The organism is Pantoea endophytica (genome assembly GCF_002858935.1).
In the GTDB taxonomy this organism is placed as follows: Bacteria; Pseudomonadota; Gammaproteobacteria; order Enterobacterales; family Enterobacteriaceae; genus Pantoea; species Pantoea leporis.
Genome location: NZ_PJRT01000005.1, coordinates 148,447 through 166,151 on the forward strand (window position 1 = coordinate 148,447; position 17,705 = coordinate 166,151).

Annotated in this window: 13 protein-coding genes; 7 read left to right on the forward strand and 6 right to left on the reverse strand. The window is 51.2% G+C overall.

What is annotated here, in order from left to right:
- The first annotated feature begins 75 nt into the window (after positions 1-75).
- Positions 76-330 carry a tautomerase family protein gene (locus PZBJ_RS03195; RefSeq protein WP_225608259.1) on the forward strand — a complete coding sequence of 85 codons (255 nt, stop codon included), beginning with the start codon at positions 76-78 and terminating at the stop codon, positions 328-330.
- 107 nt (positions 331-437) lie between these two features.
- Here the strand turns inward: PZBJ_RS03195 and PZBJ_RS03200 are convergent, their stop codons facing one another.
- A complete protein-coding gene (locus tag PZBJ_RS03200) occupies positions 438-1,643 on the reverse strand; it encodes a glycosyltransferase family 9 protein (RefSeq protein ID WP_101761157.1) in 1,206 nt (401 codons plus the stop codon).
- A 42-nt stretch (positions 1,644-1,685) separates the two neighbouring features.
- Between PZBJ_RS03200 and PZBJ_RS03205 the strand changes: the two genes are divergently transcribed.
- On the forward strand, positions 1,686-2,426 hold the full coding sequence (locus tag PZBJ_RS03205) for a GntR family transcriptional regulator (protein WP_101761158.1): 741 nt from the start codon (positions 1,686-1,688) through the stop codon (positions 2,424-2,426).
- Here PZBJ_RS03205 and PZBJ_RS03210 read toward each other — a convergent pair.
- The 4 genes from PZBJ_RS03210 to PZBJ_RS03225 all read right to left on the reverse strand — a co-directional run bounded on the left by PZBJ_RS03210 (position 2,413) and on the right by PZBJ_RS03225 (position 7,254).
- On the reverse strand, positions 2,413-3,393 hold the full coding sequence (locus tag PZBJ_RS03210; RefSeq protein ID WP_101761159.1) for a PfkB family carbohydrate kinase: 981 nt from the start codon (positions 3,391-3,393) through the stop codon (positions 2,413-2,415). The two genes, PZBJ_RS03205 and PZBJ_RS03210, sit on opposite strands and share 14 nt — an antisense overlap.
- Positions 3,380-4,408: an ADP-ribosylglycohydrolase family protein gene (locus PZBJ_RS03215; protein WP_101761160.1), complete on the reverse strand. Its 1,029-nt coding sequence runs from the start codon at positions 4,406-4,408 to the stop codon at positions 3,380-3,382. The genes PZBJ_RS03210 and PZBJ_RS03215 overlap by 14 nt, the downstream gene beginning before the upstream one ends.
- Before the next feature lie 11 nt (positions 4,409-4,419).
- Positions 4,420-5,694, reverse strand: coding sequence for a nucleoside permease (locus PZBJ_RS03220; RefSeq protein WP_101761161.1), 1,275 nt, complete (start codon positions 5,692-5,694; stop codon positions 4,420-4,422).
- Between the two features lie 183 nt (positions 5,695-5,877).
- Positions 5,878-7,254 (reverse strand): aldehyde dehydrogenase family protein, encoded by a 1,377-nt coding sequence (locus PZBJ_RS03225; RefSeq protein ID WP_101761162.1) that lies wholly within the window; start codon positions 7,252-7,254, stop codon positions 5,878-5,880.
- Between the two features lie 481 nt (positions 7,255-7,735).
- On the opposite strand from PZBJ_RS03225, the gene PZBJ_RS03230 reads away from it, so the two are divergent.
- From PZBJ_RS03230 to PZBJ_RS03240, 3 genes are all read left to right on the forward strand, one after another.
- The gene (locus tag PZBJ_RS03230) at positions 7,736-8,665 is read left to right on the forward strand and encodes a RepB family plasmid replication initiator protein (protein WP_101761163.1); all 930 of its coding nucleotides are present in this window, start codon (positions 7,736-7,738) and stop codon (positions 8,663-8,665) included.
- A 1,565-nt stretch (positions 8,666-10,230) separates the two neighbouring features.
- On the forward strand, positions 10,231-11,430 hold the full coding sequence (locus PZBJ_RS03235; RefSeq protein WP_101761164.1) for an AAA family ATPase: 1,200 nt from the start codon (positions 10,231-10,233) through the stop codon (positions 11,428-11,430).
- A 7-nt stretch (positions 11,431-11,437) separates the two neighbouring features.
- Positions 11,438-12,409 (forward strand): ParB family protein, encoded by a 972-nt coding sequence (locus tag PZBJ_RS03240; RefSeq protein ID WP_101761165.1) that lies wholly within the window; start codon positions 11,438-11,440, stop codon positions 12,407-12,409.
- A gap of 447 nt (positions 12,410-12,856) precedes the next feature.
- Here the strand turns inward: PZBJ_RS03240 and PZBJ_RS03245 are convergent, their stop codons facing one another.
- Complete coding sequence (locus PZBJ_RS03245) at positions 12,857-14,785, reverse strand: sigma-54-dependent Fis family transcriptional regulator (protein ID WP_101761166.1); 1,929 nt, start codon at positions 14,783-14,785, stop codon at positions 12,857-12,859.
- A 274-nt stretch (positions 14,786-15,059) separates the two neighbouring features.
- Here PZBJ_RS03245 and ssuD point away from each other — a divergent pair, with 274 nt between their 5' ends.
- Together ssuD and PZBJ_RS03255 are read left to right on the forward strand one after the other, a co-directional pair.
- Positions 15,060-16,232: an FMNH2-dependent alkanesulfonate monooxygenase gene (gene ssuD / locus PZBJ_RS03250; RefSeq protein ID WP_101761167.1), complete on the forward strand. Its 1,173-nt coding sequence runs from the start codon at positions 15,060-15,062 to the stop codon at positions 16,230-16,232.
- Positions 16,233-16,246: 14 nt separating this feature from the next.
- On the forward strand, positions 16,247-17,647 hold the full coding sequence (locus tag PZBJ_RS03255) for an FAD/NAD(P)-binding protein (RefSeq protein ID WP_420818492.1): 1,401 nt from the start codon (positions 16,247-16,249) through the stop codon (positions 17,645-17,647).
- Positions 17,648-17,705 lie beyond the last annotated feature (58 nt).

Below are 17,705 nucleotides of genomic sequence, written 5' to 3' on the forward strand. Positions count from 1 at the left end.
ACAAATTATGTGAGTTAATTACGTTATAACATAACAATACACATTTCAACACAGATTGCTGGCAAAGACAGGTGATTGACGCTGCGCGCAGTGCTTTTGCTGCGCTATGCTGAAAACGAACGTTTACTTTATGGAGCAGCAGAGATGCCAGAAATCGTTGTGTATGCGGCAGAAGGTCGCACGATTGAGCAGAAAAAGAAGTTGTTGAGAGCCGTCACCGCGGCGGTGGCTGATTCGTTTGAGATCGATGCTAATTCAGTAACGGTTTCCATCATCGAAACGCCAAAACATCATAAGTCGAAAGGTGGCGTGCCGTTTGATGAGCGCTAGAATAGCGCTAAGTTAGGCTTAAATCTGAACAGAAATAACAGGCATAGAGTGCAAGACAAAACTAAAAAATTTGCGAATTTATAATGCTCACTCTATGCCTGATTGCTCTAATTAAAGTCAAATTTGTCAATAGCATTTAAAACATTATCGACCAATAATGCATCTTCTCCAACAACAAAAGTTGATGTGAAAATTTGATGACCATTCCTATAACCTGGCGACCATAATTTATTGTTATCAGAGATATCGCGATAAATACCAATCAACGGTTTGTCATACATAGCTGCAACATGTACAACTGCCGTATCAGGTGATATGACCAGATCGGCTAAGTTTATCGTTGCCATAGCATGATAAAAAGAGGGCACATGATAAACGTAAGCGCCGTGGAAGAAGTCATTGATGAATTTTTTTTTATAATCCAGGACTATAATATCTGCATCTTTATTTTTTGATAAGACACCACTAATTATTTCTTGTGTTTGTTGGGGTGTTAAATTCCTATCATTGTGGCTTGCGTACATGTTTATAATAACTTTTTTACTCTCTTTTTTAAAAAAATCGATTGCTTTAACTTCATCTGTGATTGATTGCTTATAATACACTTCGTACCTTTGCTGCGAAGCACCTGGGACGCCAAGGTAGTTAATAATACGAGCATAAATTTCTTTTACATGATGTTCATAGTGATTGAACCTAATATTTACGTCGTAATGCGATAGCCACTTTTCTTTATTGAAACCTAATGAAATTTTGGGTGAGATAGCTTGTATCATATGCGGCATATATAGCCCTGTATCCCAAATACCCGTATCAATCATCAAATCATAGTTATTTTCTTTCAATGTATTAATTAAGTCATCGGGAATAGCATGGTTATACCTATCTTGATAATCCATTTCTTCCGTTAAATAAATTTTCCTGATAAAAGGGTTATCTGAGAAAATCATTTCATTTGCTTTAATCGCTAAAACATCAATACTTATCCCAGCTTCATGCATTGTTCGAAGTATGCAGGTTGATACGATTGCATCACCAATTTTACCTTCATTTCTAATCATCAGCACTGTACGTACTTCCGATGGTGAAATTTTTACTGATGGCTCTCGATGCCATTTTTTTGTCGCTTTATACAAAGCAATTTTATACTTCAACCTTTTCTTGAAATAATTTCTTTTTCTATTTAATTCTCTAATTTTTTTTATAAATTTCATATCTTTAACGGGTCTGGAAATTTTAAGTATTGTACTATTTGTTAACTCTAAGATAAAGAGCCCAAAAATGGTTCGCGACCGCTTAAAAGTCAGTATCATAACGCTTTCATCCGCTTACCGGATTAGGTGAACACGCACATTATGACCGACCAAACTCCACTATTTTCGCGGCTTACTTCTACCCTTGCTGATGACAGCCGCACGCCGCTGTACAGACGCTTTGCCACTGCGATCAAAGATGCGGTGCGTGATGGTTTGTTAGTGCATGAAGAGATCCTGCCGAGTGAGCGTGACTTCAGCCAGTCGCTGAACATTTCGCGCATTACTGTGCGTAAAGCCATGGATGCGCTGGAAAAAGAGGGCGTGGTATTGCGCTCTCGAGGCTACGGTACGCAGATTTGCAGCCAGTTCGAGTACTCACTGAAAGAGCCGAAAGGCTTGTCCCAGCAAGCAGTGTTGCGTGGTAAAAAGCCCGATACCGTGTGGATTAACAAAAGCAAAATCCAATGCGACGCAGCAATCGCAGAGAAATTGGGGCTGAACAAAGGCAGCGAAGTGTATCTGCTGAAGCGCATTCGTTATGTCGATCAACAACCGGTGTCGGTGGAAGAATCCTGGGTACCGGCGCGCTATATCACTAATGCGGATGAGATTGGCATTTCGCTTTACGACTATTTCCACCAGCAACAAATTCTGCCGGTAAAATCGCAAAGCAGAGTGAGTGCTCGCATGCCTAATGAGGCGCTGCAGCAGCAGATCGCCCTACCCGATAACGTACCTGTTTTGGTGATCAAGCAGCTGGCGTTAGATGCGCAGGGCAATCCGCTGGAGTACAGCATTAGCTACTGTCGTAGCGATATGTATGTGTTTATTGCGGAGTAAGGCGCTGCTGCCAGTAAGCTGTTAGTGTGGCGCGATCGGGCGCGCAATCCCCGCCGCGTTGTGACACCACATAAGATGCCACCGCGTTGCCCAGCGCTACGCTTTCTGCCAGCGACCAACCCGAAGCTAATCCCGCCAGTAATCCACCCGCGTGGCTATCGCCTGCGCCGATGGTATCGACCACTTTTGTCGGCAGCGCCGGCATCCAGCCCTGTGTTTCCGCGTTAACGAAACCGGCGCCTTCGCTATCAAGTCGCACCACCATCGCGCCATCGAATCGCTGCTGCCAGCACGTCATTAACTGATGCGCATCAAAGGGTTCCGTTTGATTCAAATGTTCATGCCACAGCAGTTCGGCTTCCTGTCTGTTCACTGTAATCAGTGGATGGCACGCCATAACGCGTTCGAAATGCGCATCACCGATATCCGCCAGACGCGGACCGAAATCCACCAGCAACTGATACGGCTGGCTTTGCTGCTCCAGCCAGGCGATCAGCACATCACCGCTTTTGCTGGTGAGCTGATAGCCGGAAAGGTAGATCCAGCGATTGGCCGGCTGCGGCAACGTGTTCAGCAGCGCTGCATCCCACTGATTTTCCACGCCGCTGACTGACAGAAAGGTGCGCTCACCGTCGGGCTCCACTAACGCTAAACACCAGCCGTTATCGCCTTTCGCCGTTTCCAACACGCTGTGAATGCCATATTCCGTCAGCTTCTGCCGCACAATGCTGGCCCAAGTGCCGTTGCCGAGCGGCAGCGCATTGATGGACGGGATGCCAAGCCGGTGCAGCGCAATCGCCACATTCAGCGCACAGCCGCCCACGTTGACGCCCTGCTGGTGGAGCTCAATATCGCTGCCACGATGGGGCAACGAGTAAGCATCAGCAATCACATCCACTACAGCCGCACCAATCACAAGCACTGGCAGACGGCTTTCAAGTCTCTGCAGATCATCAGGCGTCAACATAAGCGGCCTCGCGCTGCTGGCGGAAACGCGTGAATGCAGCGCTATAACGAGTAAAATTCAGCCCGTTAGCGGCATCCAGCTCGGCTTTCAAGGCAACGTCGATGCTGTCGATGCCGTGCAGCGCGCCGCAAATGGCCACCGCCATCGCGCCGATGGTATCGGTATCGCCGCCGAGGTTAGCGCAAAGGATCGCGCAGCGATTAGGATCGGTCTCGGCCAATTCCACCATCGCAATCGCCGCCGGTACCGATTCAATGGTGCCGGTGCCGGTGCCCACCAAATCGTAAATCTGCTGCATGGTGGATTCCACGCCCCTGCCCTGCGCGACCACGCTTAACGCCAGTTCGAGGCGTGCCGCCATTGATGCGCTAAAGGTGGTGACACACTTTTCCTGCGCCGCGCGAGCGATCGCGGGCAGTTCATCGCGGATCGTTGCCCAGCTGGCACCGTCAATGGCGCGTGAAACTGCCCACGCAATCACCGTCGCGCCGGAAATTGCGACATCCGATTTATGCGTTGGGCTCGACGCCAGTGCGACGGCATTGATGAAAGCCGGTAAATCGCGTGCTGGCAGCAGACAGCCGAGCGGTGACACACGCATCGCTGCGCCGTTAGTCGTGCCGTTATTTTCCAGCTGCGACACTGGCGTGCCGGCTTTCATGGCGTTGAGCGCGATTTTTGAGGTCGGTCCAAGCACGTTTTTGTTGAAGGCATCAAACGACTCAGCCCACTGCAAAATATTCGCGCCGATGGTTTCCACGTTGATCTCTCCATCGTGCGAGACGATCGCATCAGCCAATGCCAGCGCCATCGAAGTGTCGTCGGTAAAGGCCGCCCGGCCAAAGTAGCAGGCGGCGTTGTTCTCAGCCGGACCGGGCAGGAAGCGATCGATCCAGCCAAAGTGTTGCTTCACGAGTGAGCGCGGCCACAATTCCGATGGCATGCCCATCGCATCGCCCAGCGCCTGGCCGTAAAACGCGCCTAAAATCCGTTTTTCTTGCGTTGTCATCGTCATGGTGAAATCCCTTATTTATGGCTGTCAGCGGTTGCTGAATTTTCGAAAGCGGTAAGTTCATCGCTGCGTTTTTTGCCGTCGCGGAACAGGACGATAAAGGCGATGGTGATCATTACGATCATCACGCTGCCAAACATCCACATGCCGGCCCAGTTGAAAGTCTGCCCGTTGCGGGGTTGGTCGTAGGCGAACATTTCCTGCATCAGATAGCCGCCAAGGCGATAACCGAGCAGGCTGCCGATGCCCTGACAAGCCAGCGTGATCAGCCCTTGCGCAGCATTACGCATCGCCACTGGCGCTTTCTTATCAACATAGATGTAAGCGGTGATGAAGTAGAAATCGTAGCTGACGCCGTGCAGCAGAATGCCCATGAACAGCAAGCCGTAAGTCAGCATGTTTTGATCGCCACCGAACACGAAGAACACGTAGCGCAGTGCGGCGGTGGTTAATCCCAGCAGCAGCACTTTGCCGATGCCAAAGCGTTTGATGAAGAACGGCAGCGCCAGCAGGAAGAAGATTTCCGAAACCTGGCCGAGCGTCATCCAACCGGTGGCGTGCGGTAAGCCGACTTCCGTCAGATAGCCTTCGGCAAAAATGTAGTAAAACGCCAGCGGCATGCTGAAAAGGAAGGAGCAGACGAAGAACACGAGGAAGCTGCGATCCTTCAGCAGATGCAGCGCATCCAGACCAAGCGCGACGCGCAGGCTGAATTTGCCGGTGCTTTTCGGCTCGGTGGCGGGCAACGTCAGGGCAAAAATTCCCAGTAACAGCGAGCTTGCGGCGGTGATCAATAACGGCACGTTGCTGGCTGAGATATCGCCATAGCCCAGCAGCGGCGGCAGGAAACCACAAACGATGCCGGACGCGATCCAGCCAAGGGTGCCCATGACGCGAATGCGCGGGTAATCACGCTCCACATCCGCGACGTGCGAAAACGCGATGCTATTGGTCAAGGCGATGGTGGGCATGTAAGTGAGCGCATACAGCAATAGCAACGGGAAGAAACCGCCGAAATGCGTTTGCTGAGCTGCGAAGAACATCAGAATCGATCCGACGATTGTTAGCAGCGACAACACTTTCTGCGCCTGGAAGAAGCGATCGGCCAGCGATCCGACAAGGATCGGCGACAGGATGGCGGCTATCGAAGTACAGGCGTAGCACCAGGCTATCTCAACCGGCGAGAAGCCGTTTTTGCTGAGAAATGCCCAGAGCGGTACAAACCAGGCGCCCCAGATAAACCACTCAAGAAACATCATGAACGACAGTTTTGGGATTGTTGTTTTCATTTAAAAGGACTCCCCGGTGTAGGTGGAGGCAAATCTAACACCGGAAATAATACCTTTATAATACCATTGGTGGATTTTTTGAACTGGTCCACAACATTTTAAATGATGGGCAACGGTATGAGATGCGAGGTATCTGGAGGCGGAGGATGGGAATAAGGGCGCGCCTGACGCGCCCTGTGATACTTAGCGGCGGTTTTTCCATACCGTCTGAATATTGCAGAATTCGTGGACGCCAAAGCTCGACAGTTCACGACCATAGCCGCTCTTCTTCACGCCACCAATCGCAACTCGCGGATCTGACGCACCATTGCCATTGATAAATACCGCGCCGGTCTCCAGTTTTTCCGCCAGTTCGTTGGCCAGCGCTTCGTTGCCGCTCCACACTGTTGCACTCAGCCCGAATTCGCTGTCGTTCGCCAGCTCAAGGGCATGTTGTGCATCACGAGCGACACTAATTGCTGCGACCGGGCCAAAGATTTCCTGCTGGAAAGCGGTCATGGCTGGCGTGACATCGGCGAGGATCGTCGGTGCGTAATAATTGCCTGGGCCGTCAATTTTATGGCCGCCTAATACCAGACGTGCGCCTTCCTTGATGGTCTGCTGCACCTGATTATCCAGCTCGTCACGAAGATCGTAACGCGCCATTGGTCCGATGTAGGTATCTTCTGCCAAAGGATCGCCGATCTTCAATGCCTGTACCGCTGCGCTGAAACGCGCCTCAAACGCTTCTGAGACGCTTTCTTCAATGATGAAGCGCTTGGCTGCCATGCAGACCTGTCCTGTGTTCTGATAGCGTCCTGTGACCGCTGAGGCTACTGCAGCATCCAGGTCTGCATCCGCCAGCACAATAAAAGGATCAGCGCCGCCCAGTTCCAGCACGGTTTTCTTCAGTACCGCACCGGCTTGTGCTGCAATTGCGCCGCCTGCACGCACGCTGCCGGTTACCGCTACAGCGGCAATACGTGGATCTTTGATCGCGGCCGAAACGCCATCGTTATCGACGTTGATCACGGTAAAGCCGCCTTTAGGCAGTTCAGTGGCGTCAAATAGCGACTTCATGAGGTTGGCGGATCCCATTACGCTCGGCGCGTGCTTGAGCACGTAGGTATTGCCCGCCAGCAACATGCTGACTGCGCCGCGCAGAACCTGCCAGTAAGGGAAGTTCCATGGCATTACAGCAAGGATCACACCAAGCGGGCGAAATGACTGCCACGCTTGCTGGTTTTCCACCAATGTTGGTTTGTCGGCAAGGATCGCCGGACCGTTCTCTGCATACCAGTCACACAGATTGGCGCATTTCAGTACTTCAGCACGTGCCTGAGCGATCGGTTTGCCCATTTCCAGTGTGGCCATGGTTGCCAGCTCATCCTGACGCTGGCGGATCTGTTCAGCCAGTTGACGCAGCACTTTCACTCGCTGTGGCATTGCGGTATAGCGCCACTCTGCATAGGCATCAGCACTTTGCTGCAATGCGGCTTCCAACTCGGCTGCGCTCTGTAGCGGATAGCTTGCGAGGATGTCGCCGGTAGTAGGGTTGCGGGAGATAACGTTGTCAGTCATGAAATATAACCTCGTCATAAGTGATGTATTGTTCGATGAAGTTCACTTTACGCCGGGATAAAGTTTCTTAAAAATGAATAATAATGAGGAAGTTGTTCATTTATGAAGAAGCAGAAGGATCCTGATCGCACATAACTGATGATTTGGTGGGATCAAAGGGGATGTTATTGCAATGGAGCTGTTTTAAACATTTTGCCGGTCTAAAGCCGCGTCAGTCCGGGCGTTATTAAGTTATACAGTGAATAGATCTTAAAGAAAGATCATATAGAGATCTTAAAGAGATCCTAAGAGATCCCCGATCGTCGCAGGCCGCACCCCACAAGGGCTCAGAAGGTGATCGCGTTCACTATAATGAGTAAAGTGTTCACTGGAGTCAGTAGTTTATTCACTATAGAGAGTAGAATGTTCACTATAAACAGTGTTAATGTTCACTGTAATCAGAAAACGACCCTTTTCATCCACAGAATGAAGATCTCAGGCTATGGCAGATAAAGAGAGTGAAAACAAGGCGTTACTCGAGCCTTTTCTGTCGGTGACAAAAAATAGCGGTGAAGTTATTCAACTCCATCCCAATAAAAATAACACCGTACAACCGGTCGCTTTAATGCGCCTGGGTCTGTTTGTTCCTACATTGAAGTCCACCGCGCGCGGTAAATCAGGCGCAATGGCATCGACCGATGCAACGAAAGAGCTAAAGAACCTTTCTTTAGTGAAATCGGAAGGTTATGAAAAGATTACCATTACCGGCGCAAGGCTGGACATGGATAATGATTTCAAAACCTGGGCCGGTATTATTCAGTCTTTCTCGCGTTATCCTTCTAAGGGCGACACCGTGACGCTGCCATTTATCGATTTCGTCAAGATGTGCGGGATCCCATCGGCAAACTCTTCGGCTGCGCTACGTAAGCGCTTAGATGCCTCTCTGCGACGCATTGCTACCAATACGTTGTCCTTTGAAGGTAATGGCAAAGCCTATCACACTCACCTTGTTCAATCGGCGTATTACGATCGTGAAAAGGATCTGGTGCGTATCCAGGCCGATCCAAAGTTGTTCGAGCTCTACAACTTCGACCATAAAGTGTTACTGCAGCTGCGAGCCATTTCGCGTTTAAAACGTAAAGAATCGGCTCAGGCGTTGTATACCTATCTCGAAAGTTTGCCAACGAATCCGGCGCCCATCTCTCTGGCGCGTTTGCGTATGCGTTTAAATCTGGGCTCGAAAACCACCACGCAAAACCACGTGGTGCGACGTGCGATGGAGCAGCTCAAAGAGATCGGTTATCTCGACTATTCGGAAGTGAAACGTGGCCGTTCGGTGTTCTTCATCATTCACAGCAGGACGCCAAAACTCGACGGCATCAGCAATCTCGAAAGCATCGATTCGCTGGAAGATATTGAGTTCGATGAATGATGTTGCCCGCTTACTGTAATCAGCAATTCTCCTCAAGCTGTGTCACTTTTTGAGCAAAAGTGACACATGCTCCTCCGCCAACATTCACTGCAATCAGCGGTTCTCGCGTGATTCACTGTAATCAGCAACGTTCACTGTAATCAGAAACCTTCTGCTTTTGTAGTGTCTTCTGCGATGTTTTGCACCACGTTGTAGGCTTTCTAAGCGACTTATAAAGATAGTGAGCACTTACAAGGGCGGTGGCGTAGTACTCAACTTCCTTTTTTCACTGCCTTTCTACTGATCACAGTGAACGTTTGTTGGAGCGCTCGCTATCACTGATTACAGTGAATGCGAATTAGAGGCTGCATACTGAATACAGTGAACGATCAACTGCAACTTAATGATTTATAAATATTAAAAACGCCTGTTTCGAACTGATTCACTGTAATCAGCAATTTAACTGTGAATACAGCCAGTAAAAGTGACAGGGTTGGTTACTAAGCTGATTACAGTGAACGTTTGGTTTGCCTTCTCACTACAGCGAACTGAAACGTGAGACGTTCGTGCTGACGCTCATATACTGCTTGAACAACATGTCACGCTGTCACTGATTACAGTGAACATTACCAACTCGTCCCCTGCCCTGCCAGGTTTGCAGCATGAAACAAACTCGCTCAGCGCGTCTTTTTTTTACTGAATACAGTGAACGTTGGGCGTTTTAATTAGCAGCGTGTATTTACTGATTACAGTGAATGTTGTTGACGACATTGTGGATATTTCGCTGTATCGCATATGGCGATTCCGGGCATATCAGCTTGTAGGCAAATAACACTCTACTGATTACAGTGAACGTTCGTCTTATCATGCTTATCACGCTGTACTGATTACAGTGAACGTTCTGTACAGCGTCATAACTTTTACTGATTACAGTGAATGTTATCTCGGTCTGGCCAATTTGATTTACTGATTACAGTGAACGTTTTATCGCAGTGCGACAACGTCTACTGATTACAGTGAATCTTTGCCGATGAAGAGTACAAGGCTTTTACTGATTACAGTGAACGTTTGGCGTTATGTGAAAACGTCTTCAGGATTTGCTGATTACAGTGAACATCTCACCAGCATGGCACTTATCGTTGCTCTCTCGCCAGCTTTTTACTTCCACGCATCATTTACTGATTACAGTGAATCTTCAGCCACCGCTCGCTGATTACAGTGAACCTTTTACTGATTGCAGTGAACGTTGGTCATCGACGAATTTTTGCTGGCTGATTACAGTGAACGTTCAAGCAATTTCAGCCGCCACAACCCTTCTCCTTTCTCTACATAAAGCATACAGAGTAGAAATCAGATACTGACTACAGTGAATCTTTCTCCCAATCAACAATAAATCAGCCGTTCAATATTGAACAAAAAAACAATATGGCTAAATTATGAACGCTGATTACAGTGAATCTTTGCGTTAAATCGCTCTTAATCAAGGTCTTTTCACATAACTTATTCTTCCTGAGCAGAAGAGATATATTTGCCTCGTGTGCTGGATTTATGTATAAAGTCATAAATCCTACATGTGTGGAGCAAGTATGGCTAACGATGAGAAGCAAGTTCTGAAGGTCGCACAACGTTCAGAAAGAATGCTGATGAGCCTGACTGAACAGATTCAGGCGCAGAAAGAAGAATTGCGGGAAAACACGTTCTATCAGGTTTACGCTAAAGCGGCGTTAGCCAAACTGCCCAAATTGACGCGTGCGAGCGTGGATTACGCTGTCAACGAAATGGAAGAAAATGGTTATCCGTTCGATAAGCGTGCAGCGGGCAGCTCAACCAAGTATGCGATGTCGATCCAGAATATCATCGATATCTATCACCATCGCGGTGTGCCCAAGTACCGCGATCGCCACCATGAAGCCTTTAGCATCTTTGTTGGCAACCTCAAAGGCGGCGTTTCGAAAACGGTCTCTACCGTTTCGCTGGCACACGCATTACGTGCGCATCCGCATCTGCTATTTGAAGATCTGCGTATTCTGGTCATCGATCTGGACCCGCAATCTTCCGCCACCATGTTCCTGAACCATCAACGTTCAGTGGGATTAGTAGAAGCGACCGCCGCACAGGCGATGCTGCAGAACGTCAGCCGCGAAGAGTTACTCAACGAGTTTATCGTTTCCTCGATTATTCCGGGCGTCGATGTGCTGCCGGCGTCAATTGATGACGCCTTTATTGCCTCGCGTTGGGAAGAGTTGTGTGCCGCTCACCTGCCCGAACAAAACATCCACGCGGTGCTGTATGACAATGTAGTGGCCAAGCTGAAGAAAGATTACGACTTTATCTTTATCGACAGCGGCCCGCATCTTGATGCCTTCCTGAAGAACGCCATTGCTGCTTCAGACCTGCTGATGACGCCAGTGCCGCCCGCGCAGGTGGATTTCCACTCCACGCTGAAGTATTTAACGCGTTTGCCGGAGTTGATTGGGATCATAGAGGAATCGGGCGCAGCCTGCCGTTTGCAAGGCAACATTGGCTTTATGTCTAAACTGTCGAATAAAGCGGATCACAAGCTGTGTCACAGCCTGGCGAAAGAGATATTTGGCGGCGACATGCTTGATGCTGCGTTGCCGCGTCTGGATGGCTTTGAGCGCTGCGGAGAGTCGTTTGATACGGTTATCTCAGCCAACCCATCAACCTACGTGGGCAGCACCGAAGCCTTAAAGAATGCGCGTTCAGCGGCGGAAGATTTCGCGAAAGCCGTATTTGACCGTATTGAATTCATTCGCCTGAACTGAGGTTACTATGAGCGCAAAAAGAATCACTATTGGCCGAACCTTCAGCCAGACACCATTGCAGACTGAGGAAAGCGCCGATGGCCATTCTCAGACATTTATTCTGGCGACGGGTAAACGCGCCCTGTTCACGCTGGAGCACATCCCGGCGAAGGAAATTGAAGAGAAAACCTTCGTTAAGATGGAAACCAATGGCCGCGATCAGTCTGGCCTGACGCCAGAATCGCTGCGCGACATCATTCGCACCATCAAATTGCAGCAGTTTTCCCCGGCGATTGGCGTAAAGCGTGACGATCGCATTGAGATTCTCGATGGTTCACGCCGTCGTGCAGCGGCTCTGCACTGCAAAACTGGGCTTGATGTGTTGGTTACAGACGTGGCTATCTCGGCGGAAGAAGCGCGTCGTTTAGCCCAGGATATTCAGACCGCGCGCGAGCACAATCTGCGTGAAGTGGGCATGCGTCTGCTATCGCTTAAAGAGAGTGGATTGTCGCAGAAAGAGATTGCGCAAAGCGAAGGCTTATCGCAGGCCAAGGTAACGCGTGCATTGCAAGCGGCAAGCGTGCCGCTTGAGCTGGTAACGCTGTTCCCGAATCATTCAGAGCTGACCTATCCTGACTATAAATCGCTGCTGCAGGCGTATGAGAAGCTGCAGGAAACCGGACAAACGGTTGATGCCCTAATCGATACTATAGGTATGGATGTTGATACCGTATGCGCGCGCGATGGATTGGCGGAAGACGAAGTGAAGAATGGCATTCTGCGTTTAGTGCGTAACGGCAGCCAAACGCTGATTCAGTCACCGGCAAAAGATAAAACCGTGGCGACGCCATTATGGAGTTTCGCCGATAAAGACCGCTTTGCGCGTAAGAAAACGCGCGGACGCATGTTCAGCTACGAGTTTAATCGCCAGTCAAAAGAGTTGCAGGAAGAGTTGGATAAAGTGATTAACGAGACGCTCAATAAGTATCTTAATCAGTAATTGAAATGCCGCCTCCGGGCGGTTTTTTTATGCCCTTCTCAATGCCTCGCCAGCGCAATTTCATCGCTAACTGTATGAAATGTAGCTTATCGCCGCGGGAATTTCAGCCTGAAATCGCCACTGTTTTAGCCAGCAGCTCAAGGTATCCATTAATAAATCACCAATACCGATTAACTGACTGCAGCCAATTTAACCAGCTGTGCGCGAAAGCGACAACAGCCAGCAACAGCAGAATTGCCGTCCAGCCAGCGAGTGAAATGTCATCTGCTCGCCTAATCGATTTCATCTCTATTGTTATGAAATTTAAGGATTTTTAGCTAAAATTTCAGGCTGAAATCGCCAATTAACTTTTAGTTTCAGCCACCCTCAAAAATCCCTAAGCGAGATTAGCCAGATGATATTCAATGATTTATCCACAGAAAACGTGGATAACTTTCAAGATTCACCTTACTCAATTAACGTTAAAGCTGATGAAAATTGCCAGACCGCATCGCGCACGCGCACAGGTTTATTAATCAGCCCCAACGCATAAAAGCGATCGGCGATGGTCTGCTGCTCTTTGATTACTTCGAAGGCCATCGCACGTGTTTTGTGGCTGCGGCGAGTCAAGGCACGTTCAACTGATGCGATTTCCAATCCAAGCTCCTGAGCCAATAACATTGATGCTTCGTGGCGATGGCTATCGATGAACAAACCCGTTTGTTGCAAACTCTCCACCAGCTGTCTGAGGATGTCATGGTGCTGTTCAACGTAATCACGCCGCGCCAGATAGAACTGATGATTACGTACGCGCCCATCACCATTGACCAAAACTCGCAGCTCGGGATTGCTTTCCGCAGCGCTGAGCAACGGATCCCACATCATCCAGGCATCAACCGAAAGATAATCACTGGCGGTGAGCGGATATTTCGGCGGCGTATACACCACTTTGAGTTCATCCAGACCAATGCCCGCTTCCTCCAGTAACTGCAGCAGTAGCCAGTGGACGTTCGAGCCTTTATTAACCGATATGCGCTTACCGCGCAGATCGTTGATGGTGCGAATATCGCTGTCATGCAGTACCACAATGCCAACGCTGCTTGGCGCTGGCGGCTCCCAGGCAATATAAGTCACCGCATTGCCACTCGCCTGGGCGAAGATCGGGGGTACTTCACCGGTCGTACCAAAATCGATTTCGTTGTTTTGCAGCGCATACAGCAGCTGTGGCCCGGCGGGAAACTCACTCCATAACACGCTAATGCCTTGCTGAGCGAAACAGTGTTCGAGGCTCTGACGGGCTTTTAACACCCCGAGATTGCCAAACTTCTGGTAGCCAATGCGCAGCTCACGCTCCTGCGTCCCGTGTGTATGAGATGTCGACGTAGTTACCGGCGCTTTTCGCCGTCCTTTAATCATTCCCTGATTCGCCAGATGCGTGCGCAATGTGTGGCGGCTGATACCTAATAGCGCCGCAGCCTGGGTTTGATTGTGATCTGTCATCGATAGCGCATTGCTAATAAGGCTGCTGATAACGCGATCAAACAGTTGTTGCGGCTGACTGGTTAGCTGCTGCTGAAGAAAACTGTCGAGCGTTGAATCGTTTGACTCGTTAAAGCCATGTTCACTGTAACCAGCAAGTCGCAACTGTGCGGGTGTCAGCGTCTCTTCGCGGCTCAGCAATACGGCGTTATGTAGCGTGTTCTCCAGTTCACGGATATTGCCCGGCCAGCTGTATTCGCGCAGCGCTTCAAGCGCATCAGCAGAAAGACGCCGTGCCGGGCGCCCTAAACGTCGTGCGTAGAGGGCGAGGAAGTGCTGTGCCAGCAGCGGAATGTCTTCACGGCGCTGACGCAGCGGCGGTAATGGCACCACCGCAATATTCAGGCGATAGAACAGATCTTCGCGAAAGCGTCGCTCGCGAATCGCCTGCGCCAAATCCACATGCGTAGCCGCGATAACCCGCACATCCACCTTGATTGCTTTTCGCGAGCCCACGCGCGTAATCTCACGCTCCTGCAGCACACGCAGCAATTTAACCTGCAGTGAAGGGCTCAGCTCGCCAATCTCATCCAGCAGCAAGGTGCCGCCTTGCGCTGATTCAAACCAGCCGGGATGTGACTGCGTCGCGCCGGTAAAAGCGCCTTTCTCATGGCCAAACAACTCGGCTTCAGCCAGGCTTTCCGTCAGCGCGCCGCAGTTAACCGCGAGGAAAGGGCCGTGACGTCGCTGGCTGTGATGATGCAGATAGCGCGCCACCACTTCTTTACCTGTGCCGGTTTCGCCGACAATCAGCACGGTGGCATCTGTGGGCGCGAACTTATCCAGCAGCGATTGAAACGCCAGAGAAGCGGGATCGACTAAGCGCGGTGAATCGGTGGGATTATAGGTGGTTAACATGGCATTGAGTCCTGTAACGAGCATATCGTTAACCTAAATGCTCACGCTGACTATTAACACCATGTAAAAAGCATAAGCAGTTGCATATGCAGCAATTGCTGTTGCGCCAGAGTCGCAAATGCAACTGTTTTGGTTGACGGCGACAAGGCTAACCGCCTGAAATACGGGGATTCGCGCCCGTTAACAACCTGGCACGCTTTCTGCTAACAGCTATATAACCAAATAAGCAGTTCAAAATGATCATTTTTTAATAAAGTTATATAGGAAAAGCATAATGGCCGATTCCGCGAACGATAAAATTAATGTCTTCTGGTTTTTACCGACGCACGGTGATGGACGCTACCTCGGCACCACGCAAGGCGGACGCCCGGTCGATTTACCCTACTTGCAGCAAGTGGCGCTCGCCGCCGACAATCTTGGCTTCTACGGCGTATTAATTCCTACCGGCAAAAGCTGTGAAGATTCCTGGCTGGTGGCCTCGGCGTTAGCGCCGATCACCAAACGTCTGCGCTATTTAGTGGCGGTGCGTCCTGGCCTGCAGCCGCCAACGCTGGCAGCCCGCATGGCGACCACGCTTGATCGTCTGTCTGAAGGGCGTTTACTGATTAACGTGGTGACCGGCGGCGATCCGATTGAGAACAAAGGCGACGGCATTTTCCTCAACCACAGTGAACGTTATGAAGTCACCAAAGAGTTCCTCGACGTCTACAGTCGCCTGATGCGCGGCGAGAAAGTGGATTACGAAGGCAAACACATTCACGTTGAAGGCGCAGAAGTGCTGTTTCCGCCGGTGCAGGAAAAGGGGCCGCCGCTCTATTTTGGTGGTTCATCTGAGGCGGCGATTGATGTAGCAGCGGAACAGATCGATACCTATCTCACCTGGGGCGAGCCGCCAGCGCAGGTTGCCGAGAAGCTGGAAGTGGTGCGCGCACGTGCAGAACAGCGCGGACGTAAGCTGGAATACGGCATTCGTTTGCATGTGATTGTGCGCGAGACCGAAGAAGAAGCCAAAGCGGCGGCAGATAAGTTGATTGGTCATCTTGATGAAGAGACCATCGCGCAGGCGCAGAAAATCTTTGCGCGTATGGATTCCGCCGGTCAGGCACGAATGAGCGCGTTGCACAACGGCTCGCGCGACAACCTCTATATCTCGCCGAATCTGTGGGCGGGCGTGGGTCTGGTGCGCGGAGGCGCGGGCACTGCGCTGGTCGGCAGCCCGGAGCAGGTGGCTGAGCGTATCCGCGAATATCAGGCGCTGGGTGTCACCAACTTCATTCTGTCCGGTTATCCGCATCTGGAAGAAGCGCATCGCGTGGCCGAATTACTGTTGCCGCTGCTACCGCTGGCTAACGCACAGCAGCAGCGTGAACGCACCATTAACACCGGCCCGTTTGGTGAAACCATTGGCGGCGATAAGCGTCCGTCAAAACAGACGAGCGCCAGCTAATGCAGGAGAAGGCAATGGCACGGGTAATCATTGTTGGCGGTGGCTTTAGCGGCACAGCGCTGGCGATTCATCTCGCACGAACCTCATCGAGCAGATTACTGATTACAGTGGTCGAACCGCGCGCCAATCTCGGCGGCGGCGTTGCCTATTCCACGCAGGAGCCTGCGCACCGCATCAACGTACCCGCTTCGCGCATGCAGTTGAGCGGTGAAGAGCAGGGCGCGTTTGACCGCTGGTATCGCCAACAGCCGGAATGTTCACTGGACTCAGTAGCACACTGTGAAGACGGCGCGGTCTATCCGCAGCGCAGCCTGTTCGGTCGCTATCTGGCAGAACAGTTTGCGCAAGCTGCGCAGGCGTATCCGCACGTCACGCTGCGCCATGTTCAGGCCAGCGCCGTGGCCTGGGAAGGCGAGCAGCTGTTGCTCAGCAACGGCGAAATGTTGCGGGGTGATGTACTGGCGTTAGCGATCAGTCATCCGCCACCATCGTTGCCGCGTGCGCTGCAACCGTTCTCGGCGCATCCGGCGCTGATTGCCAATCCGTGGCAGCACGGCGTATTAGACGCCATCGATCCTCAATCCTCGGTGGCGATTATCGGTACCGGCTTGAGCATGGCGGACGTGGTGGCTTCGTTGAGCACCAGACAGCATCGTGGCCCGTTAATCGCCTTCTCGCGCCGTGGGCAGCTCTCGCGCGATAACCTGAGCGGTGAATGGCCTGAATGGACATTAGCCCCGCAGGATGCGACCAGCGCGCGTCTGTGGCTGCGACATATCCGCGCCGAGGTTGCGCGTGCCGCTGAGCAGGATTTGCCGTGGCAGCGCGTGCTCGATCAGGTGCGCGTGCAAGGTCAGGATATCTGGCAATCGCTGCCGCTACGTGAACAGCAACGTTTTGTCCGTCATTTGCGCTCGTGGTGGGATGTGTATCGCTATCGCATCGCGCCGCAGGTGTCAGCGGTGATCAGCGCACGACGTCAGCAGGGCAGTTTGAAGGTGCTGGCCGCGCGCCTTAGCGAAATCTCCGATGTCGGCATCCAACTGCAAATCACGCTACGCACGCGCGAGGGCGCCAGCGAAACCCACCGCCTCGATCATCTGATTGTCACCACCGGTCCCGGCCATGAAGCCTTAACTGCCAGCCAGCCGCTGCTGCAGTCGCTCAGCCGGCAAGGGCTAATCCGTGCTGACCTGCTCGGTTTTGGTATTGATGTCGACAGCCAGTCGCACACGCTCAATGTTACCGGCCAACCCAATGCGCGCCTGTTTGTCGTCGGTCCCGCTGCGCGTGCGCGCTTCGGTGAACTGATGGGTTTGCCGCAGGTTGCCGATCACGCCGCCGCTGTGGCGAAACATATTTTACAAGAACTGCAAATCGCTCCCGCCGAGCGATGTCCCCCTTCAGCGCTTTAATCTCTCAACATCCTAAAAATTAACTGACGAACGCCGGGTCGTAACACGATCACGGCCT